The 21,471-nt window shown below is 42.6% G+C and carries 17 protein-coding genes; 12 read left to right on the top strand and 5 right to left on the bottom strand.

The window, feature by feature from the left end; genetic code table 11:
- Positions 1–82: 82 nt before the first annotated feature.
- Positions 83–1,054 (top strand): SIMPL domain-containing protein, encoded by a 972-nt coding sequence (locus tag DBR43_RS15280; protein WP_124582299.1) that lies wholly within the window; start codon positions 83–85, stop codon positions 1,052–1,054.
- A gap of 66 nt (positions 1,055–1,120) precedes the next feature.
- Here DBR43_RS15280 and DBR43_RS15285 read toward each other — a convergent pair whose 3' ends face one another.
- Entirely contained in the window at positions 1,121–1,882 is a 762-nt protein-coding gene (locus DBR43_RS15285; RefSeq protein ID WP_124582301.1) for a response regulator transcription factor, read from the bottom strand.
- Between the two features lie 88 nt (positions 1,883–1,970).
- Between DBR43_RS15285 and DBR43_RS15290 the strand changes: the two genes are divergently transcribed.
- On the top strand, positions 1,971–2,747 hold the full coding sequence (locus DBR43_RS15290) for a DUF3667 domain-containing protein (RefSeq protein WP_233602987.1): 777 nt from the start codon (positions 1,971–1,973) through the stop codon (positions 2,745–2,747).
- A 78-nt stretch (positions 2,748–2,825) separates the two neighbouring features.
- Here the strand turns inward: DBR43_RS15290 and DBR43_RS15295 are convergent, their stop codons facing one another.
- Both DBR43_RS15295 and DBR43_RS15300 read right to left on the bottom strand, forming a co-directional pair.
- Positions 2,826–4,526, bottom strand: a complete 1,701-nt coding sequence (locus tag DBR43_RS15295; protein ID WP_124582303.1) for a SusD/RagB family nutrient-binding outer membrane lipoprotein — start codon at positions 4,524–4,526, stop codon at positions 2,826–2,828.
- A gap of 23 nt (positions 4,527–4,549) precedes the next feature.
- Positions 4,550–7,954 (bottom strand): SusC/RagA family TonB-linked outer membrane protein, encoded by a 3,405-nt coding sequence (locus DBR43_RS15300; protein WP_124582305.1) that lies wholly within the window; start codon positions 7,952–7,954, stop codon positions 4,550–4,552.
- A gap of 260 nt (positions 7,955–8,214) precedes the next feature.
- Between DBR43_RS15300 and DBR43_RS15305 the strand changes: the two genes are divergently transcribed.
- The 9 genes from DBR43_RS15305 to DBR43_RS15345 all read left to right on the top strand — a co-directional run bounded on the left by DBR43_RS15305 (position 8,215) and on the right by DBR43_RS15345 (position 18,970).
- The gene (locus tag DBR43_RS15305) at positions 8,215–8,988 is read left to right on the top strand and encodes a hypothetical protein (protein WP_124582307.1); all 774 of its coding nucleotides are present in this window, start codon (positions 8,215–8,217) and stop codon (positions 8,986–8,988) included.
- Between the two features lie 349 nt (positions 8,989–9,337).
- Positions 9,338–10,135 carry a class I SAM-dependent methyltransferase gene (locus DBR43_RS15310; protein ID WP_233602988.1) on the top strand — a complete coding sequence of 266 codons (798 nt, stop codon included), beginning with the start codon at positions 9,338–9,340 and terminating at the stop codon, positions 10,133–10,135.
- A 213-nt stretch (positions 10,136–10,348) separates the two neighbouring features.
- Entirely contained in the window at positions 10,349–11,593 is a 1,245-nt protein-coding gene (locus tag DBR43_RS15315) for an efflux RND transporter periplasmic adaptor subunit (RefSeq protein ID WP_124582311.1), read from the top strand.
- A 24-nt stretch (positions 11,594–11,617) separates the two neighbouring features.
- Positions 11,618–13,069 carry a TolC family protein gene (locus DBR43_RS15320; RefSeq protein ID WP_124582313.1) on the top strand — a complete coding sequence of 484 codons (1,452 nt, stop codon included), beginning with the start codon at positions 11,618–11,620 and terminating at the stop codon, positions 13,067–13,069.
- A gap of 127 nt (positions 13,070–13,196) precedes the next feature.
- On the top strand, positions 13,197–13,865 hold the full coding sequence (locus tag DBR43_RS15325; RefSeq protein WP_124582315.1) for an ABC transporter ATP-binding protein: 669 nt from the start codon (positions 13,197–13,199) through the stop codon (positions 13,863–13,865).
- A 20-nt stretch (positions 13,866–13,885) separates the two neighbouring features.
- Complete coding sequence (locus DBR43_RS15330) at positions 13,886–15,136, top strand: ABC transporter permease (RefSeq protein WP_124582317.1); 1,251 nt, start codon at positions 13,886–13,888, stop codon at positions 15,134–15,136.
- 23 nt (positions 15,137–15,159) lie between these two features.
- Positions 15,160–16,299 (top strand): ABC transporter permease, encoded by a 1,140-nt coding sequence (locus DBR43_RS15335; protein ID WP_158622504.1) that lies wholly within the window; start codon positions 15,160–15,162, stop codon positions 16,297–16,299.
- Between the two features lie 18 nt (positions 16,300–16,317).
- Positions 16,318–17,694, top strand: a complete 1,377-nt coding sequence (locus DBR43_RS15340) for a sigma-54-dependent transcriptional regulator (protein WP_124582321.1) — start codon at positions 16,318–16,320, stop codon at positions 17,692–17,694.
- Positions 17,678–18,970: a sensor histidine kinase gene (locus DBR43_RS15345; RefSeq protein ID WP_124582323.1), complete on the top strand. Its 1,293-nt coding sequence runs from the start codon at positions 17,678–17,680 to the stop codon at positions 18,968–18,970. The genes DBR43_RS15340 and DBR43_RS15345 overlap by 17 nt, the downstream gene beginning before the upstream one ends.
- Positions 18,971–19,003: 33 nt before the next feature.
- On the opposite strand, the gene DBR43_RS15350 is transcribed toward DBR43_RS15345, so the two are convergent.
- Complete coding sequence (locus DBR43_RS15350) at positions 19,004–19,642, bottom strand: hypothetical protein (RefSeq protein WP_124582325.1); 639 nt, start codon at positions 19,640–19,642, stop codon at positions 19,004–19,006.
- A 135-nt stretch (positions 19,643–19,777) separates the two neighbouring features.
- Positions 19,778–20,740, bottom strand: coding sequence for a tetratricopeptide repeat protein (locus tag DBR43_RS15355; protein ID WP_124582327.1), 963 nt, complete (start codon positions 20,738–20,740; stop codon positions 19,778–19,780).
- Between the two features lie 162 nt (positions 20,741–20,902).
- Between DBR43_RS15355 and DBR43_RS15360 the strand changes: the two genes are divergently transcribed.
- Positions 20,903–21,439 (top strand): RBBP9/YdeN family alpha/beta hydrolase, encoded by a 537-nt coding sequence (locus tag DBR43_RS15360; protein WP_124582329.1) that lies wholly within the window; start codon positions 20,903–20,905, stop codon positions 21,437–21,439.
- Positions 21,440–21,471 lie beyond the last annotated feature (32 nt).

Genomic DNA, 21,471 nt, shown 5'->3' on the forward strand with positions numbered 1-21,471 from the left:
TTACAGTAAACTGCCAGTTAGTTTGCTAAAGCTATGTTTAAACGCAAATGTAATATTGCCTCAGAAAATTAAACATACAGCAATGAGAACATTCATGTTAACAACCACAACATTGGTTACCGCATTTTTCAATTGTGCACTGGCACAACACAGTGGCAATGCCAACTATGGCAGCAACGATTACAAAAGCAAACGGATCAGCGCCATTCAAACCACAACCAGCAATCCTGAAGAAATGACCATTACCATTAAAGGCATTTACAACGAGAAGGCTACTTCGCAAATTGCCACATTTAGTGTTTTACAATTGGGCAAAACCGCCGAAGAGGCAACCGGTTTAATCCAGGAAAGAATTAAAAACGTGACAAATGAACTGAAGACGATAAATCAACAGATCAGTATAGCCATTGACATGATTTCTTTTGTACCAACCTATGGCTATACCGTAGAAAAAAAGATTTTTAATCCGAAAACGTACAACGAAACACCCAGCGGATTCGAATTGAGAAAGAACATCATCGTGAAATATAACAACAACAGTGATTTAGACCTGATCCTCGCAATTTGTAGTAAATATGAAATTTACGACCTCGTAAAGGTAAATTACATCAGCAGTAATTACGACCTGATTAGAACGCAAATGCAGAAAAGAGCATTGGAACAGCTTAAAGTGCAACTGGGCAGTTATTCGCTGATGATGAATACAGACCTGAACAAAAAAGAGAAAACGCTGCAGGAAGGATTCAGTACCTCCTATCCGATGGAAAATTATAGAAATTACCAGGCCTATGCTAAAGCAAGTATCAACCCGGGCCAGAAAGATGAAGTAAACGATCTTGCAAAAAACACCACTCAATATTATAACAGCGTAGTGCCAAACGAGCATCAGTTTATCTTCAATGCCGATGTGGTTGAACCAACCATCCAGCTCTTTTACGAACTTAGGGTTAACATCAAACTGAAAGAAGACCAATTGCCAAAAAACACCATTGTTAAGAACAACAGATACTATATTATTACCGCCAAAGGTGACATCAAACCCTTAAACTTATAATACAATCAATTCCCCTCAGCGGCCCCTGCAATCAACGGTTAGCAGGGGTTTTGCTTTCCTTTCAAATCAGATAATTTTGCTGTTCACCGCATAAGAGAGTGCTTCGACAATATTGTCTACCCCCAGACGCTCAAAGATTCGCCTTCTGTAGTATTTAACCGTATCAGGAGCGACAAATATTTTATCCGCAACCTCTTTGATCGTCAGCCCTTGTGCATACAACAGCAATATTTCCGTCTCCCTTTTTGTGAGTCTTGGTTTCTCCGACTTGCGCCAGATATGGCTTGTCAGATCCAGCTCCCAAATTTCATTAGTGCCCTGTTTATAGATACGAATATTGCCCGCATTTTTATGATGCGAAATAGAAACGACACACATCGCCTTCCACATCTTTCCCTCGCTGGTCAGAAACAAGGGGGTAAGTTTATGATTGATCAGCACAGGAATCCCATCTTTACGCACCAAATGGAAATCATAGGTGATGCTATACTGCTTTTTCTCTTCTGCCGGCAACTTTTCGAAAAAGTCAAATCCTGCATTATTGATCAGACTCAACAATTCCAAATCCTCTTGAAGTACATTCCTGAAATAGAACTCATAACCCAGTTTCAATACGGTCTGAGCAGAATATCCACCTAAAAACAATGGATTTTCTGAAACGTACTCAAAAGCCATCTTCTCATAATCAATCACATATACGCTTTCGTACGTTAACCGCGCAAAAGATTTTACGGCTTCTAAATAGTCCTTCTGAAGAAGGCGGTCTTCGTCTGAAATTTTCCCTACGTTATTCTTAGTAAGCAGGCTTGAATTGATGTTGTTCTTCATTTGCCAGGATGATCAGGAAGTAAATTTACACTAAAGTGTAGTCTTTGAGAATATTTTTGTTTTGACTTTTGCAAAAACCAATCCTTGTATGATGATGAACCCTGATCTGGTCATGACCACAACGAATTGCCTAAACTGCAAAAAGCCTGTCGATGGTAATTTTTGCTGCAATTGCGGTCAGCCGCTAAAGACTAAAAGAGTTGACAAACATTATATCCTGCACGAAATTCAGCACATCCTACATTTTGAAAAGGGCATCTTATATACCGTAAAAGAGCTACTCATCAGACCCGGGCAAAGCATAAAAGAATTCATTACAGCGAACAGAAGCCGGTTGGTAAAGCCAATTATATTTATCATCGTCTGCTCTTTAATATACAGCATGATCGATCATTTCTTTCATATTGAAGAAGGATACGTTGGCCATCAGTACACACAAAAAGGCGCAACAGCTTACATTTCCCACTGGATTCAAAATCATTATGGTTATGCAAATATCATCATGGGCCTGTTTATCGCCTTTTGGCTAAAACTGTTTTTCGGAAAGAGCGGCTATAATTTTTTCGAAATACTAATCCTCCTGTGTTTTGTGATGGGGATGGGAATGCTGGTATCTTCTGTTTTTGCAGTTTTCGAAGGATTGACCAAATTAAAAGTGAAGGCCATTTCGGACCTAACAAGCGTCCTCTATTGCGTATGGGCAATCGGACGGTTTTTCGATCAAAAGAAAGTAAAAAGCTATCTAAAAGTACTGCTTTGCTACCTGTTAGGAATGTCCGTTTTTATTATTTTAGCGAAGCTTTTGGGTTTCATCATTGACAGCGTCCCTGCTTACATTGGTTTGATCAATTACATTACATTTTAATAAAGGCAATACTGACCATTGCCTTTATCATCCTGATTTATTCAAGAGGTCAGTTCTTCAGCTTGCGTAAATCCCCCGTTAATTTCCGGCACCGAAATTCGGACTGTTTTTATCAAACCATAAACGCTGGCTGCTCAGGACCTGTAATTCCTTGTTTCCTGGTGTAAATCCCTGTTCTTGCTGTGCTTTAAGCCAGTTCTCATTGTTGGTACCCACTGGTGGTTCATCCAGGGCATACCTTCTTGGAATGGGCTCGTTCCAGGTATTTCTTGCGTAGTAGGCCGAATTATTTTTTGGATAACCCGTTCTTCTGCAAAAAGTAAAAGCTTCATTTGCCAAGCGGTAAAAATTAAGGTATTCCTGAATGTAAATTCTTTCCAGGTCGTTACTTCCGTTAAATTTAATGCCCGGCTGGTTCAGATAAGCCGCTATTTCGGCATCTCCGCTACCTTCAAATCCGGTCGTAGAAACGGCATTGACCGCGATCTTATTCATCGTTTTTATGGAAGAAGTGACCCCTTTCTTATACCAGTCTTCGGCAGTCCCTTTCGTGTCAAACCCGGCACCATAGCCCTTTTGAATAAATTCTGCGATATAAAAACAGGTTTCCGCATAAGTAACCATATAATCCAGCAGCTTTCCGGTGGTATTGCTGCCATAGCGTGGTGCAAAAAACTTCTTATTGATGGTGCTCATCAGTTTATAAGAAACCGATGCGTTTACCGGAAAAGGGTTCTTATAATAGGTGGCTACCGCAGGATCCGTAGTCCAGTCGGCGGGACCTCCCTGATACATGATCAAAGGATCATTTAAATTGATAAAAGAAGGAAGGGTTTTGCCGTTCGCAATGAGCACATCCTTAAAGTTGCCCAGCAGTTCATTCGGACTGAAATAAATTTTCAGGCGGGGATCATTGTTTGCTTTCAGAAAATTGACAATCGAGGATGTCCCAAATCTCGGACTTCTGTAATCGATGTCATTCCCGATAGGATTGTGCTCCGGTTTATCGTAAACAAATTGTGCCAGGTCATCATTATCAATTGGCCCTGCTGCATCTGTCATCACCTCTTTAAAAATCCTTTTGCTGATTTCTACATCCTGTTTCTCGTAACGCACGGCAATCCGGAGCTTCAGTGTATTCGCCAGTTTTGCCCAGCTGGACCAGTTATTCTTGTAGAAGAAGTCTGCAGAACCAAAATTTACCTGATCGCTCCCTCCTGCTTTTAAATCAGCCAATGCAGCATCGAGTTCCTTGAGCCAGGTATCGTACAATGTTTTCTGGTTATCGTACACAGGTTTAAAGTTGTTGTCCGTCCGGCCTTGTATCGCCTGAAGATAAGGGATCGAGCCATTCATATCCGTCACTTTCAAGCCGTGTAAAATCTGGACGATATACGTAACCGCGTTGATGTTTTTATAACGTTCTTTGTCCCCTTTCGTGGCTACCTCATTTCTGATTGCAAAAAGGTTCGGCAGAATGCCATTGTAATAGGTCCGGTAGCGGCTGTTTATATTGGTAGATAATTCATAGGGATCAGTGGTCAGGTGCTGGGTATAGCGCAGCAATTGCTCGAGATTTTCCCAAACCCATTCTGTACCCTGGTAACTTTCCAGGTTTTCTACAGAATAGCTGAACAGCGCATTGATATCCGGTTTGGTAACTACACTTGGATTGGTATTCGTTTCTGCAAAGTTCTTTTTACAGGAGACATTGCATAAAATAAAACCGGACAGTAAAACGATGACCAGTTTATTGGTGATATGATTGATGTGGTTCATAACCTTTTTTTTAGAATGATAAATTAAAATCCAGCTTTTAGTGTCAGGCCAAAATAGCGCGTCATAGGAGGCACAAAGCCATCTTCCCGGTTCACCGATGTCTTGGTGGTGCTGTTTGAGGCCGGGTTGATGTGGTTTGGCAAAGAGTTGTACAGATAGAAAAGATCTCTTCCAATGAGGCTGATGCCCAGATTATTTAGCTTCAGTTTAGCTGCAAAAGCCTGGGAAAACTGATAATTTAAAGCGACCTGCCTCAACGATACCCAGGAATTTTCTACCACCCAATAATCACCTACGGCAGTAGAGAAAGAACCCAAACGGTAATTGTATTGCGGCAAATGGGTAGGTTCAACGAAGCCTTTTTCATAGGCCTCCCGATAAGTCATTCCTCCTACATTCACAATGGATTTATCTGCCTGTGTAACCGTTTGTCCATTGTCAAAAACCCCATCCGGAATAATTCCGTCATCATAGGTTTTTCCATCATATTTACTTGTCCATACGATCCCTCCATGGTCTTTATCCCTGCCTTGCAGCGAGCTTTCAAAAATCCCCGTATGTGTGCCATAACGCTGAGAAGTGACCACCATGTCTCCGCCAACTTTGGCATCTACCAAAATATTCAGCGAGAAACCTTTATAACGGAAAGTATTGTCTATGCTGCTGCGGAATTTCGCGTTGATATCCCCCACATCCTGCCATTCGTTACTCCGTTGCGGAAAGGCTGCACGGGCATCAGAGCGCCAGGCCAAAACGGTTTTACCGTTATTAGGACTTGCAACCGGATTTCCATTGGCATCGGTAGCCTGAAAACTTTTGGAATGAATCTTAGTGCGGATGATCCCATAGGCACCACCAACTTTTGCAAATGGAATCTGGTCGTTGTTGGCATCCCCTTCATTCTGTAAAGCGTAATAATCGATATCACCATAAAGTGCGATGATCTTGTTCCGGTTGCGGGAATAGGTTAAGGTCGTGTTCCATTCAAAATTACCCGTTTTAACAGGAGTTCCTGTCAGGCTCAGCTCTATCCCTGAATTTTGAATATTCCCGGCATTTACCAAAATATTATTTACCCCCGTCTCCGGTGCGGCAGGGATATAAGTCCCCTGGTTTTTATTATTGTCGATATAATACGTGGCATCCAGCCCCAACCTGTTTTTAAAGAACTTCAGTTCTGCCCCGATCTCTTTACCTATTTTACGTAAAGGCTTGATATTTTTATCAATCGCGAAGCTCTGTCCGTTTGCATCAACCAGATAGGTAAGCATCGGGTTGTTATTTCCGCCAGCGGTAGAAAATCCGGTCAGGCGATATCCGGGATTGATTACAAAAGCATCAACATCACCACCCAGCACGGTTAAATTGCTCCTTAACTTACCAAAGCTAAACCATTGCGGCAGCTTAAATGTTTCCGAAAATATCCAGGATAAACTTACGGCCGGATAGCTAAAAAACGGATTTCCGGTTCCATTGGTGTAGACTAAAGCCGAGGACCAGTCGCCCCGATAAGTCGCCTGCAGGTACAATTGATTTTTATAGGAGAAGTCGGCACTGGCATAAATGGAATTGAATGTTTTTCTGGCCCCCGTCCCTCCTGTCGAAATTTGTGGTTTTCTCGAGTTGTCCAGGAAATAATTGGCCGGAAAAACCAATCCCCCATCTGTCTGCGCATCACTTAAAGTTTGGGTATATCCCTGAATTTCTCCCCCTACAAATCCGTTAAAGCTGAAATCCTTAGTGATTTCTTTATTAAACATGGCCATCATTTTCAAAAAATAGCTCTGTTTATTTTTTTGTATCAACTGATACCTGCCTCCGCTTACATTATCAGAACCCGTAAAATTATATCCCTGTCCTAATTCCTTACTTTCATTTTTAGTATTCAGGTTGATAAAATTACCTTCTGCCTGTACACTCACCCAGTCTTTAAGCTTTGCATTGATCGTTAACCGGCCCCGAACCATTTGTTCGTTCTGATAATAGTTATTTTCAAATAACCTGAACCAGTAATCCGCTCCCGGGACAAAATTGGTTTCTGCAGGATCATATACTTTAGGCACGCCACCCAGGCTGCTGGTATATTTTGCCTGTTGCATCCAGTATTTTGTGTCGTAATTTCTCGGAAAGATCCAGATATAATTATTCAGGCCCAGGTTAGGCGGATTTTCACCACGAAGTGCGGAATAATCCACGCCGGCATCCACATTAATTGCATCATTGATTTTATAGGTAGACCTCAGGGAAAACGCATTCTTATTCAGCTTATTTCTCAGGTTAAAGCCTTCCGACTGGTTGCGGGAATAGGAGAACCTAAAAGTTGCCTTTTCCGTACCTCCATCAATGGCAATATTTGTCAGGTATCCTTTACCCGTTTGAAAAGCATCCAGGTAATTATTGGGCACTGCCTTATAGGTAGTCATCGTGCCATCATAGTTCAACACCTGTTGGTTTGCAAAGCGCGGTCCCCAGTTTTCCAGTTCCCGGTTTTTCTGAGGATCAATATAGGGTTGTCCGCCCGCGTTTGTGGGAAAAACTTTAGTTTCCCAATCCTGACCGGTTTTATAGCCCGGATCTCTGGTATCTGTAAAGAAATTACCTACCGTACCCCCACCAAACTCATTTTGAAAATCCGGCCCTCTGTAGGGCTGCTGAATGTTGAAAGACTGGGATACTGAGATGCCCAGGCCCTTATTTAGTTTTCCTTTTTTAGTGGTGATCAAGACCACCCCATTTATTGCCCTCAGGCCATATAATGCAGCAGCGGAGGACCCCTTTAAGATAGATACACTCTCAAAATCGTCCATATTCAGGTTCTTAATGTCGTTCCCGAAATCCCTTGCCCCGGTTGAAACGTCGTTATCAATAATCACCCCGTCCACTACAAAAATAGGCTGATTGTTGGTGCCAAACGTAGAATTTCCCCTGATGAGGATTCTGGCGTTTCCAGCCAGGCCACCCGCACTTTGATCGATACTCACCCCTGTAGCCTTCCCCTGCAAAGCATTTATAGGATTAACTTCATTCGTACTGGAAAGGTCTGAGCCCTTGATCTCCGTAATGGCATAACCCAGGTTCCGCTTTTCCTTTTTTATCCCCAGGGCTGTCACCACCACTTCGCCTAAAGACTGGGCGTCTTCATTCAGTGTTACATTCAACGTAGCCGATGCCCCAACGATCACTTCTTTGGAGATTAAGCCCACGGAGCTGAAAATTAAAGTACTTCCTTGTTTAACATTAATAGAAAAAGCACCATTCGCGTCACTTGATGTGGCGTTCCTGCTGCCTTTTTCCGTGACGCTTACCCCTGGAACGGGTTGTCCGGACTGATCGGTTATTTTTCCTTTGATGGTGTTCTGAGCAAATGTAGAAAGTGCTAAGAAACAAAACAGCAAAACGCTGAGGCATTTAATGTACAGTGGTTTCATATGGTTTGGTTTAGGTTGAATTTTTTGGCGGTTTAAGCGCCCTTTCGTTGGTCTGGGTTTCTATTTCATAGGACGGAAATGTTTGGTTACTTTAATTTAGCTATTTATTTTCGAAAGTCTCCCTTAAATCGCTACACAATCGATAGCACATTTAAATGTTATTTATTTGAAAAAGACATCCAAAATCTGCTGAGGCCTCCTGCTATTGAGGTCTCAAATTGTATCTTAGCCGGAATAATATCTGTGTTAGCCCTATGAAAATGAAACTGTTTCTTCTACCTATGCTTTTAACCGCTACGCTGACCGCCAATGCTCAGAATCACAGCGTCTCAAAAAAAGTAAATATTTTTGGAGATACTGTGGAGACCTACAAGGGCCCGGATGGCAGGGTCAGCGCTATCGTTACCCATTCTACCGATTTTTTTGGGAACAAGAAAAAAACGGTCACAGGGCCAAATGGGGAGAAGATCAAATCCTCCAAAAAATCAACTGATATTTTCGGGAGCGAGACCGTAGAAATTTATGATGGAAAGGGACAGGCCACCACGAGAATAAAAACTTCCACAGATGTTTTCGGAAATGAAACGAAAAGCATCAGCGATGCCCGGGGAGCGCGTAAGAGTTCCATAAAAAACACTACCGACATTTTTGGGAACAAAACCCTGTTAATTCTCAATGCAAAGGGAGGAACAACCGCTAAGATAAAAACATCAACCGATACATTTGGCAGAGAAACGAAAGAGGTGACTGGTCCTAAGGGGGAGCGCATCGGTTCGGTCAGGAAATCCAAAGATATTTTCAACCATGAAAGCATCGCCATTCGCAATAGCAAAGGACAAACCATTGCGACGATAAAAACCACCACAGATATTTTTGGGAAGGAGAAGAAAAAATTTGTCCGTCAGGATGGAAAGAGCTTATCGTCCATGAAAACGCTGAATGACGTTTTTGGAAACAGCAACACTGATGAAGAGGAAGATCCGGAGTTGATGAAGTTAGTGCAGAAATTCCTGCTGGGCCTGGAAGACTATTAATTCCTGTTTCTTATTTTACAACATATTTGATCATACCGGCTTTAACCGCCAGCGGTTCATTTTTGTTCAGCGGTCGTAAAAAAGCCGTGTTCAGCTCATTACAAACTATTCCAAAAGCGATCTGTTTAAGTTCTCATTGTACTTTACAAGTTTGTAGTACAGCAGGGAAAGTGCAGGTGACTGGTCATGTCGGTGCAAAAAGCACTGATAATACTGAAATAATTATTTTAAAATTATAAAAATATAATATAATTTAGAAAATCGGTTCCTGCAGCATTTCCTGAAGCACAACTTCGCCTTCAGTTGAAAACTGCAAACTAAATTCAATGTCCCTTATAAAACAAAAATCATGACTGATATCAATTACCTGGCGATCAATAAACAATCCTGGAATAACAGAACGGATACCCATTTAAAATCAGCATTCTACGACCTTGATCATTTTTTAAAAGGAAAATCTTCGCTCAATGACATTGAGTTAAATCTATTGGGCAATATTGAAGGGAAATCAATTCTACATTTACAATGCCACTTTGGTCAGGATACCATTTCGTTAAGCAAACTTGGAGCGGAAGTTACCGGAGTTGACCTTTCAGATAAAGCCATTGAAAATGCAAAACGCATCGCCGGTCAGATGAACTCCAATGCCACTTTCATTTGTTGCGACATTTACGACCTGCCCAGGCATTTAGACCAAAAATTTGATATCGTTTTCACAAGTTATGGAACAATAACCTGGCTGCCTGATCTCCGGCAGTGGGGAAAACTCATCTCGAATTACCTGAAACCCGGGGGAAGGTTCATATTTGTGGAATTCCATCCCCTGGTATGGATGTTTGACGATAATTTCGAGACCATTGCCTACAATTACTTTAATTCAGGCCCGATTGTCGAAACCGAAAGCGGAACCTATGCAGACCGGAATGCCGAAATTACACAGGAGTATGTTTGCTGGAACCATAGCATGGCTGAGGTGATCACTGGTTTAATCACGAATGAACTTGAGATCAGCGATTTCCAGGAATTCGATTATTCACCATACAACTGTTTTAACAGGACCGTCGAGTTTGAACCTAAAAAATATAGAATCGAACATTTGGACGATAAAATACCGATGGTCTACGCCATTGAAGCCAGGAGGAAATGACGCTAAATTCTTTTCCCTATATACACAATGCACATTCATTAAACCACTGATCAATTCCGATAGGCCGCACTGCAAGCTGTAACCCTCCGTTCAGTTTAAAACACAGTGTCCACAATTGAACAATTGAATTTTAGCCAAAAACCACAACAACCTCATTAACAGCGATTTATTTCTGGCATTTCGCTTGAAATACAGGATCCAAATTATTAAAATATGGATCGTGAAATTTCACCCGAACAACAAGCCAGGCGCAGAACCAGGATATACCTCTTTGGCCTGATTATCCTGATTGCAATCGCTCTTGGCTTTATGCAATTTAAAAATATCGTCCAACCTTCCGTCAGGCGCAATGCGTTCAGCACCTCAATTGCGGAATCAGGTGTGATCGAAGCCACTGTTCCCGCATCGGGCATTATTACGCCGGAGTATGAAGTTACGATCAGCTCTCCGGTAAGTGCCAAAATTGAGCAGGTGATGTTTAATGCCGGTGAAAAAGTCCTTACCGGGCAATCTATTTTGCGGCTGAACAAAGAATCTTCCCTGCTCGCATTTGAAAAATTAAATGAGGAACAGCATGTAAACCGTAATAAAATAAACCAGTTGTCGCTTGGACTTCAAAAAAGCCTTGATGAATTAAAGACACAGTACGCCATTAAAGAAATGAAAATCAGCAGCCTGGAAACGGCACTGGCGCATGAACAATCGCTTTTGGGTATCGGCGGAAGTACCGACGAAAACGTAAAGCAGGCCCGATTGACATTGAAGGTTGCCCAAATGGAACTGACACAAATCAAAAACCAGATTGATAATCAGAAAGCCATCATGCAGGCCGATCTGAAAAGTCTGGGCTATGAAATCAACATTCGTGAAAAGGACATTAAAGGGATCAGTGACAAACTGAAAAATGCCGCTATTTTTTCACCAAGAAACGGTGTGATTACCTGGGTTAACAATAAAATCGGGGCAGAAATTACCGAAGGCGAAGAATTGGTACGTATTGCAGATCTAAGCAGTTTTAAAGTCGAGGCAAGTATTTCCGACACCTATGCCGATGAAGTAAAAGCAGGCAGGACTGCCATCGTAAGGATCAACAAAACCGACCTGCGCGGCAACATCAGTAACGTACAGCCGGCAGTGGAAAATGGCACCGTAAAGTTCTCTATCAGCTTGATCAACAAGAATTCAAAGCTGCTGCGCGCCAATTTAAAGGCCGACGTTTTTGTCATCACCTCCTATAAGGAGCACACCATAAGGGTAAAAAATGGCCCTGCCTTTAATGGCTCTGAAGAACAAAACGTGTTTGTACTGGAAGGTAAAAACGCCTTGTCACGTAAGGTCAAAATCGGGGAAAGCAATTCAGATTATATAGAGATCCGATCTGGTATTAAAGCCGGTGAAACCGTCATTATTTCGGAAATGCAGGATTTTATCCACCTCAAAAAAGTCAAGGTAAAATAATCAATGCTAAACAAAAATACAGCCATGTTCAAGTCAATATTATTCCTTGCCCAGATCCTTATACCTGCACTTGCGGAAAGCCAGACGCCCGGCGATACGGTAAAACTAAACCTGAATGATGTCATCCTGATTGCAAGGGAACATTCCACCGCCGCCGTACAGGCAACCACGATCCGCGAAAACCAGTATTGGCAATACAAAACCTTTAAATCGAATTATAGTCCGCAGTTAGTACTGGACGGGACATTGCCTCAGTATAGCAAGACCAATATCCCCGTCATACAGCCCGACGGAACAGTGGAGTTTAAGCCCGTGACCAACGACAATTCACAATTGAATTTAGGGCTGACACAAAATATCGGTTTAACAGGCGGACAATTGTTCCTGAAGTCTAATGTATTGCGGTTTTCAGATTTCGACCGCAGGCAAACCCGGTATAATGGAAATCCTTTTGTGATCGGTTTAAACCAACCCCTATTTGCCTTCAATGCCCTGGCCTGGGATAAGAAAATCGAACCCCTGCGCTATGAGGAATCATTGAAAAAATATAGAGAAGATATGGAAGTCGTTGGCCGGGATGCATCAGAACTATTCTTCAGCCTGCTTATTGCACAGATCAATAGAGATATCGCGGCCAAAAACCTGTCAAACAACGAAACCATTTATAAAATCGGAGAGGGAAAAGCATCCCTGGGAAGGTTATCAAAAGACGAGCTGCTGCGACTGAAGCTCGGTGTATTAAATGCAAGAAAAGCAGTGGCCCAGGCAAATGTAGATGCAGAAACCTCAGACCTTCAATTGAAATCCTTTATCGGCTTTTCTGCTGCAAACCATATTCAGCTAATCCTTCCCGAGAATTTGCTGAGCCTGGAAGTGGATAAAGAAATTGCGGTTAAGCAAGCAAAAGACAACCGTCAGAAAGCCATTGAATTTAAACGGGCCTTGCTGGAAGCGGATAAAGAGATCGCAAAAGCAAAGGGTGAAAATGGGTTAAAAGTGAACCTTTTCGGAAGCTTCGGCCTTACAAATGTGGCCAGCCAACTCCCGGGAATTTACAGCAGCCCAAAAGACCAGCAGGAAATACGTTTGGGCTTTCAAGTCCCTATCCTAGACTGGGGTCGCTCTGCTTCCAGAATTAAAACGGCACAATCAAACCGGAAACTCGTTGGGGCAAGGGTTAAACAGGCCCAAATAGACTTCGAACAGGAAATTTACACCACACTCAGACAACTGAATATGATCAAAGAACAAATGCAAACCAATGCAGAGGCAGACCTGACTGCGAATGAACGCTTTGAAATCGCAAAGAAAAGGTATTTTCTTAATGACCTGAGCATCACCGACCTGAACATCGCCCTGCAGGAAAAGGATCAGGCACGCCGGGACTATATCTTTTCATTGAAAAGCTTCTGGAATGCCTATTTCAATGTCCGGGTACTCACACTTTATGACTTTGTAACCCACAAAAAAATATGATCAGAAATCAAACAATCCTAAAAAACCGGGGCTTATGGAGCCCGCTCCTTACTTTAACCGGTAAAAACGAAAAATTAATGGTGACATTTAGACCGAATAACCTCACAAATCCCTAAACCCAACTGAGATGATACATTTATCGAACATAGAAAAAGTTTACCGTACCAAAACCATAGAAACGATTGCCCTTAACAATATAAACCTCAACATAAACAAAGGGGAATTTGTAGCCATTATGGGACCTTCGGGTTGCGGAAAAAGCACCTTATTGAACATCATGGGATTATTAGATGCCCCTACCCGGGGGTCTATTGTCATGGATGACCAGCAGGTAACTGCCCTGAGCCGCAAAAAGCTCGCGCTCTTCAGAAACCTGAAGCTCGGATTTATCTTTCAAAGTTATCACCTGATCAATGACCTTTCGGTGATAGACAACGTGGAACTTCCACTACTCTATCGTAAGGGGATTTCAGGTACTGAGCGACGAAAAAGAGCTTTGGAGGCACTCGAAAAAGTAGGCTTAAGTGCCCGGACCAAACATTACCCCAATCAGCTTTCAGGCGGACAGCGCCAGCGTGTAGCCATTGCCCGTGCCATTATCGGAAATCCCGAAATCATACTTGCAGATGAGCCTACCGGAAACCTAGACAGTGCGATGGGTGAAGAGGTCATGAACTTAATGCTCCATCTGAACAAAACGGATGGCACCACCATCGTCATGGTTACCCATGATGAGCTAATGGCTAAAAAAACGCAACGCGTCATCCACTTCTTTGACGGACAACAGGTAAGCTAACCAGTGCAAACTTAAATATCATGCTAAAAAACTATATAAAACTCACTTTTAAAGTAATGCTCCGCAAGAAGTATTATACCGCACTCACCCTGCTGGGAATCAGCCTGACCATTATGGTCATCACGGTATTTGCTTCCTTTATCGATCAGATTATCAGCGCCAATCCACCGGAAATCAACCGCGAAAGGACGTTGATCTTAGATAAGGTATCCCTCTATAAAGACGGGAAAAAGACAGATGCCATACCAAGCCTCAGCTTCCTTCAAAAAAACATCCGCAACCTGCAGAGTACCGAAACGATCTCCTATTTTACGAGCAGGGAGTTCATCTCCTTTCTCAACGGAAAAACCACCGGACATGTCCTGAAATTCACGGATGAGAACTTCTGGAAAATAACAGATTTTGAATTTACTGAAGGAAAAGCGTTCCACCTCAATGAAGTGAAAAATGGTGCCCGGGTAGCCGTGATCAGCGAAAAAACAAAGGCCTATTTCTTTAACGAACACGATGCATTGGGCAAAACATTCCCGATTCAAGGCCTCAGGTATACCGTAATTGGTGTTGTAAAATCAGCCTCCCCCTTCAGCAAAGTCTATTCGGATGTCTATGTTCCCTACACCACCGACATCAATATTCAACTGACAGATAAAGCGGTGGAAGGAACCTATAATGCCATGCTGCTGGCAAAAACAAATGATTTAAGAAAGGTACGTGCAGAGCTAAGGTCCCGAATGAACATAAAGAATACCGTTTCGGCTGTTGATTCTGTAAAAGTACATGCCTTTACTTCGCTGGAGCAATTCTCTAAAAGCAGTTCTTTTAATGATGATGAGCCTGAATATGGGAAAACTGCAATTGTGGTGGGCATTATACTCGTCCTTTTCATGTTGATTCCTGCAATTAGCCTGGTGAACATTAACGTAACCCGAATTGGTGAGCGTGCTGAGGAAATCGGCGTACGTAAATCCTTTGGTGCAACTTCCGGAAACCTGGTGAATCAGCTGGTTATTGAAAACATCATCATCACCTTAATCGGCGGATTGATAGGATTGGGTTTATCGGTATATGCCTCACAGTTATTGGTACATTTCATCAATACATTCGATCCTTTATTCAAAATGCCGACCGACAGCTTTATCATCAGCTGGCGGGTATTTGGTTTCTGTCTTTTCAGCTGCCTGTTGCTGGGGTTGATCTCAGGAGTTTACCCCGCCTGGAAAATGTCCCGTATGAATGTTATTTATGCCTTGAAAGGAGGAAACAACTTATGATTTTACATCTGTTTAAAATGATCATGAACCGGAAGAAACAGCATTTTTTCCTGTTACTTCAGCTGTTCGTGACCTTTATTGCCCTGTTCCTCTGTTTGGGATTGAACCTGAAAAAATTAAGCAATTATTTCCAGCCCTTAGGCTATCGTTATGAGGATGCCTGGCTGCTGGAGCTGGATTTTCAAAACATGCCGGCGGAAGAGAAATCAGCCTATAGCCAGCTGATCAAGGACAAGCTTCAATCCATTAAAGAAATAGAACTGGTCAGTGCCACAGCGGTGGTCCCCTTTCAACAATGGGGCAAAGAAGAAAAGATCAAATACAACAAACAAAGCAGCCTTGCCCTTGGATTTGAAGTAGATGAGCATTATTCCGGAGTCCTGGATCTGAAATTAGTGGAAGGAAGGTGGTTTAAGCCCAGTGATTATGCTTTAAACACCATTCCGGTGGTGCTGACTAAAGACCTTGCCGAACGGGATTTCAAGCAGGAAAGTCCCATTGGGAAAACGATATTAATCGCAGATCAACCGGCCCTGGTGGTCGGAATTTCGGAAACTTTCAGGGAAAATACAGCGGCAAATCTAAGTCCGGGATTTTTCTTCCCGATGCAAACACCTGCGACAAAATATCTTCTAAAATCAAAAAACACGGATAATTTCCAATTACTGGAAGACAAGATCAGGAAAGCAGTCGGCTCGGTTGGCACAACAGAAATTCTGATCAGGCAAAATATATCCTTAAGCCTGGTACAAAAATTCGCACAAAAATTGGACTACATTCAATTGGGCATCACGCTAATTGTATTTTCATTTTTGCTGATCAATGTATTCCTTGGAATTTCAGGGGTATTCAGTTATAACCTGTCTAAACGTAAAGCAGAAATCGGCTTACGCGTGATCATGGGTGCCAGTCCTGCTGATATATTGAAGCAATTTCTTGGGGAATCCATGGTTCTTACTACCTTAGGCATTTTACCGGGCGTGCTGATCGTTACCCAGTTGTTAATTATGCAATATTTAGAACCCTATACCAACGGATATTATGGCGCCATCAGTATTGGCTGTTCTGCCTTATTTATATATATATTGATGTTAAGCTGTGCCTTCTATCCAAGTTTAAAAGCAGCAAGGCTTAATCCATCTGATGCTTTACATGAAGAATAACCCCTTTAAATATTTAATATGATTCTTATTATTGATGACGATATAGCGGTGTGTGCTTCATTGAGTCTCCTGTTAAAACAAAACGGCTTCAAATCCATAAAGGCCAACGGCCCGGAAGAGGCCCTGAAATATCTTAAAGAAAAACCGATAGATGCGGTACTGCTGGACATGAACTTTTCCATGGAAACCACGGGAGAAGATGGCCTGGCAATGCTCCAACAAATAAAAAAATCAAACCCGATGCTGCCCGTCATTTTAATGACGGGCTGGGGTTCGATCAAATTAGCCGTTGAAGGAATGAAATCGGGGGCCAGGGATTTCATCAATAAACCCTGGGATAACGACTATTTAATCCATGCCTTAAAGACCACCCTGGATTTATCTGCGGAACAGGAAACACCTGCCACTTTAACCAGAAAAAAGCTGGATGAAAAATATGGTTTTGAGAACATCGTGGGCGAGGACCCCCAGCTTTTGGAAGTCCTGCAGACCATTGCAAGAGTTAGCCGTACGGATGCTTCTGTATTGATCATCGGCGAAAGTGGAACCGGAAAAGAACTTGTAGCTGAAGCCATTCACGAAAACAGCCCCCGCAAACACAAAGCATTTGTAAAGGTAAACCTGGGAGGAATTTCTTCCAGTTTATTTGAAAGTGAGATGTTTGGACACAAACGCGGTGCTTTCACCGATGCACGCAACGATAGGATCGGCCGGTTTGAACTGGCCGATAAAGGCACCATATTTCTGGATGAAATAGGTGATTTGGACTTAAACAGCCAGGTGAAATTGTTGCGGGTATTACAAGACCGTAAATACGAAGTGCTCGGCGACAGCCGGACACGGGCAGTTGATCTTCGTGTGGTTTGTGCAACCAATCGTGATTTACGGGAAATGATAGCAGGTAATAAGTTCCGGGAGGATTTGTATTACCGCATCAACCTGATCATCATCCGCCTCCCTCCGCTTAGAGAACGGGCGGATGACATTCCGGTTCTGGCAAACTACTTCCTTAAAAACCTCAAAGAAATTTACAACAGGCCTAAGTTACAGATTGATAAAAAAACGCTGAACTGGTTAAAGTCGCTCCCCCTTCCCGGCAATATCCGCGAACTTAAAAACCTGATTGAACGCAGCGTCTTACTCAGCGAAGCTGACCTGCTGGAAATCAAAGACTTTGAGCAGCACCTGGAGGAACAGAGATTGTCAAATACCCCTTTAACCCTTCCCGCTGTAGGGACGTTATCCATCGACGAAATGGAACTGTCAATGATCAGGAATGCCATGAATTTCTATCAGAACAACATCAGCAAAGTCGCCAAAACACTTGGTTTGAGTAGAGGAACATTATACCGGAAACTGGAAAAATATAATATCCCTTATGAAACTCAAAACTAAAGTTTTACTATTGGCAATTGCCATTCATGCGATATTCATCTACATTCTCAGCGGGCTCTATGCGGTAAACAGAAACGCATTCCTGATCGGTGAGGCTTCGATTTTCATCTCCCTGATCCTGAGCTATCTGTTGTACCGTTCAATAAGCCGTCCTTTTGACACCATTTCTTCCGGGATCGCCTCTTTAAAGGATAAAGATTTCAGCGCTAAATTGAACAATACCGGTCATCCGGAAATGGATGAATTGATTTACGTCTACAACCTGATGATCGAACAGTTGAGAAACGAGCGTTTATTACAGGTGGAGAAAAGCTCATTCCTGGAAAAATTAATTGAGGCCTCCCCTTCCGGAATTATCATATTCGGGTTCGATGGCCTTATTGCATCAGTAAATCCTGCAGCAGAAGAAATCATCGGCATACAGCGAAATTCTATCCTCGGAAAACCATTAAACCAAATTAGCAGCAGGCTGTCAGCGGCGCTGTCCCTGTTGGAAACCAATACTCCTAAAGTAATTAACCTGGACGGGATAAAATCTTACAAGTGCCATAAGGCTACATTTACAGACCGGGGGTATACCAGAACGTTTATAACGATAGAAGAGCTAACCGCTGAAATCTATACCAGAGAGAAAAATGCTTATGAAAAGGTAATTAAAATGATGTCGCACGAGGTGAACAATTCAATAGGCGCCATCAATTCTCTCTTAAACAGCTGCTTAAACTACAAACACCAATTGAACGATGAGGACCAGGAAGACTACGCAACGGCTTTGGATATTTCCATAAACCGCAACAAGGGGCTCAGTGATTTGATGTCGAATTTTGCAAGGGTAATCCGGGTTCCTGAACCTACCCGGCATCAGGTTGAATTGGTTTCACTGCTCCGTTCGGTGGCTTTGCTGATGGAGCCGGAAGCCCGGAAAAAAGAAGTCAGCTGGCAATGGGAAACGGATGCGTCATTTGAAACATTTGCAGATGATCAGCAACTGGAACAGGTATTTATCAATATTCTAAAAAATGCGATTGAAGCAGTAAATTCATCGGGAACCATAAGGATTCAAACCTCCTCCTCTGCTAAAACCATTTCTATTTCCAATACCGGCCCCGGAATTTCAAATGAGGTTAGTCAGCAGCTCTTCTCTCCCTTTTTTAGCACTAAAAAAAATGGACAGGGGATTGGCCTGATGTTAACCAGGGAAATCCTTTATAACCATAATTTCAAATTTTCTTTGCAAAACAGCGATGAATGGACTGAGTTTAAAATGACCCTGTAAAAAGGACATCCCCAGGGCCTTAGAAAAAACTGCTCAATTTTTCAAAAATGCTCTTGCCTCGATTTTGCTAAAGCTTTTCTTTTCCTCATCCCATAAATAAGCCTTATAATTTAGCCTGGCAGATTCCGCCTCTTCTTTACAAACTGCAGAAATGAACAACCTGCTGTCTGGCCTCATCAATGCGGCATCTTCCATAAAAAAACAGGAATTTTCTTCTCCCAATGGCAGGTCATAAATTTGCCCGTCCCTTACATCTACCATAAAACCTAAAACGCAGCCTGCGCCACAGCCGAAAACAACAGCGATGTAATGACCCGCAAAATTAACTTCTCCATCTTTGTAGCCCTCAATAATCCTCGTTCTGAAGTTCCTTGCCTCCGGATAGCTTTTCCAATCAATTTCAGCCTTAACCGGACTTGGTATCAACTCTGCCCCATACTTCTTAAAATCGATGCTATCCGCAGCACGGGAGCTGTTTTCCCCGCTGATTTCCGGAGCCGGGTTTTCTGTAACCGGACTTTCCGCAGCAGCCGGTTTTACGGTATCGGCTACCACCACAGCAATTTCCGCAGTATCGGCTTTAACCGCATTGCTTTTAGTGGTTGACGTTTTATCTCTGCAGGCATTGGCAAGGCCGATGACCAGGAACAGCAGCGGTAGTATTTTTTTCATCAGCATATAATTGTCTTTTAATGGTTATGAAGCGATCACGACCTCGTTATTATTCATTATTTTACTGTATTCATGAGCTCGCATCCGAGGTTTATTTCGTTGTGTAATCTGTAAGATCATGCTGGTTTCATGGGTTTAATCAAGTTTTACATTTTCCTTTAGAAAGTTAAAATACTTCTCTTCTTCCGTTTCAAAGAGCTCCTCTCCTTCCAGCATATAGGCCCGAAGCAGGAATTCTTGGGCATCACTGAACGCATTAAGTTCGAAGAACAGTTCCCCTAAACGCAACATGACAAATGGATTTTCGTACGCATTGGTTTCTATATTTCCTTTGGCATTTAAAAAATGGGCTTGTGATTGTTCAAATTCATTTAGCATAAAATAGCCATCCCCGATGGAAGTTTCCAGCCAGAAGCTTTCTCCGTATAAATTCTGAGGACCGGGAACCAATGCCAAAGCTTCAGACCAGACATCGATAGCCTCCCGAAATTTCTCCTCCTCAAATAAATCGCTGCCCTGCTCACTTAACACTTCAATACGTTCAGTCAGTTCCTCCGAAAGTTCTGCAGGTTCCGTTCTGAGTACAGGAAAAGGCAATGAGGCGGTTTCTTTCTGAAACAGGTTCAGGATCTCCTCATTGTCGTTCAATTTCTTTTTAGCCATGTCGAAATAAAAAGCAGGCTTATCGCTGAAATCTCTTTTCGTAGCGCCATATTTTATCGCCTGATAAAAGGCTTCCTTTGCCAGATCCGGTTTACCGAGAAACAGCAGGGTTTCTCCCTGTAACACATAAGGAGTGGTATGATAGATCTTGTAACCGCAAGTCTCCAGGTCCAGGATCCAGTCTTTAACCTCCTGAAGTGCTTCCTCATATTTGCCTGTTGCATTTAAAACAGGAATCAGTTCAGACAATACCATATGTGATACAGAAGTATTGTACCTGGATTCCGGCAGCTTTCCCCAAGCCAGCCTTATTTTCTCTAAAGATGCTTCGATCCTGCCTTCATCGAGTAATTCAGAAGCCCCATCCATCAAATCAAAAACTTCATTTTCCAGTTCATTGGGGATACTCATGGCAACGCGTATGTCGTTCTTCATACTTCAGTTCAAATTTTAATCATGTAGTCAGTATATTAAAACTAAAAATTTCATAAGGAGGAAACATTTTAGTTGAAATGCAGACAATATCGACCAAAAATTTATTAAAAAAATATTTTCAGTAGATTTATCAGATAAATTTAGAAAACCTGATCTGAAAGAATGGCAACAAAAATATTGATTCTGCCCGGACTGGGCGGTTCAGGAGAAAAGCACTGGCAAAGTTTTTGGTCAAGGGAGCTTGATCATACCCTCCGGCTCGAACAGGACAATTGGGAGGAACCTGAACTCGGTAAATGGCTGGAAAGGTTAAATGAGTTCCTGTTAAAAACAGAGGGCCCGCTTATCCTTGCGGCCCATAGCCTTTCTGTGTCATTGGTTGCGCATTGGGCAGGCAAATACCATCATCCCCATATCAAAGGAGCCTTGCTCGTTGCTCCGGCAGATGTAGATTCTCCGGAACATACGCCTGAGGTGATCAGGAACTTTGCGCCAATGCCGGCTACAAAACTTCCCTTTCCCTCCATCGTGGTGGCCAGCGAGGACGACCCTTTCGTGAGTGTAGACAGGGCCCGTTATTTTGCCGCTCAATGGGGCAGTGAATTTATAAACATCGGCCCCAAAGGCCATATCAATTCAGATTCAAATCTGGGAATCTGGGAAGAAGGACAAGAGATTTTACAGCGATTAAACCCATAAAAATGCCCCCAAATTCAACCGAATTTTGGGGG

It is taken from the genome of Pedobacter sp. KBW06, assembly GCF_003852525.1.
Lineage (GTDB): Bacteria > Bacteroidota > Bacteroidia > Sphingobacteriales > Sphingobacteriaceae > Pedobacter.

Excerpts from the sequence above, each read along its gene's own strand:
- DBR43_RS15280 (WP_124582299.1), top strand. The coding sequence starts at position 83 with ATGAGAACATTCATGTTAACAACCACAACATTGGTTACCGCATTTTTC.
- DBR43_RS15285 (WP_124582301.1), bottom strand. The coding sequence starts at position 1,882 with ATGAAGAACAACATCAATTCAAGCCTGCTTACTAAGAATAACGTAGGG.
- DBR43_RS15290 (WP_233602987.1), top strand. The coding sequence starts at position 1,971 with ATGATGATGAACCCTGATCTGGTCATGACCACAACGAATTGCCTAAAC.
- DBR43_RS15295 (WP_124582303.1), bottom strand. The coding sequence starts at position 4,526 with ATGAACCACATCAATCATATCACCAATAAACTGGTCATCGTTTTACTG.
- DBR43_RS15300 (WP_124582305.1), bottom strand. The coding sequence starts at position 7,954 with ATGAAACCACTGTACATTAAATGCCTCAGCGTTTTGCTGTTTTGTTTC.
- DBR43_RS15305 (WP_124582307.1), top strand. The coding sequence starts at position 8,215 with ATGAAACTGTTTCTTCTACCTATGCTTTTAACCGCTACGCTGACCGCC.
- DBR43_RS15310 (WP_233602988.1), top strand. The coding sequence starts at position 9,338 with ATGACTGATATCAATTACCTGGCGATCAATAAACAATCCTGGAATAAC.
- DBR43_RS15315 (WP_124582311.1), top strand. The coding sequence starts at position 10,349 with ATGGATCGTGAAATTTCACCCGAACAACAAGCCAGGCGCAGAACCAGG.
- DBR43_RS15320 (WP_124582313.1), top strand. The coding sequence starts at position 11,618 with ATGTTCAAGTCAATATTATTCCTTGCCCAGATCCTTATACCTGCACTT.
- DBR43_RS15325 (WP_124582315.1), top strand. The coding sequence starts at position 13,197 with ATGATACATTTATCGAACATAGAAAAAGTTTACCGTACCAAAACCATA.
- DBR43_RS15330 (WP_124582317.1), top strand. The coding sequence starts at position 13,886 with ATGCTAAAAAACTATATAAAACTCACTTTTAAAGTAATGCTCCGCAAG.
- DBR43_RS15335 (WP_158622504.1), top strand. The coding sequence starts at position 15,160 with ATGAACCGGAAGAAACAGCATTTTTTCCTGTTACTTCAGCTGTTCGTG.
- DBR43_RS15340 (WP_124582321.1), top strand. The coding sequence starts at position 16,318 with ATGATTCTTATTATTGATGACGATATAGCGGTGTGTGCTTCATTGAGT.
- DBR43_RS15345 (WP_124582323.1), top strand. The coding sequence starts at position 17,678 with ATGAAACTCAAAACTAAAGTTTTACTATTGGCAATTGCCATTCATGCG.
- DBR43_RS15350 (WP_124582325.1), bottom strand. The coding sequence starts at position 19,642 with ATGAAAAAAATACTACCGCTGCTGTTCCTGGTCATCGGCCTTGCCAAT.
- DBR43_RS15355 (WP_124582327.1), bottom strand. The coding sequence starts at position 20,740 with ATGAAGAACGACATACGCGTTGCCATGAGTATCCCCAATGAACTGGAA.
- DBR43_RS15360 (WP_124582329.1), top strand. The coding sequence starts at position 20,903 with ATGGCAACAAAAATATTGATTCTGCCCGGACTGGGCGGTTCAGGAGAA.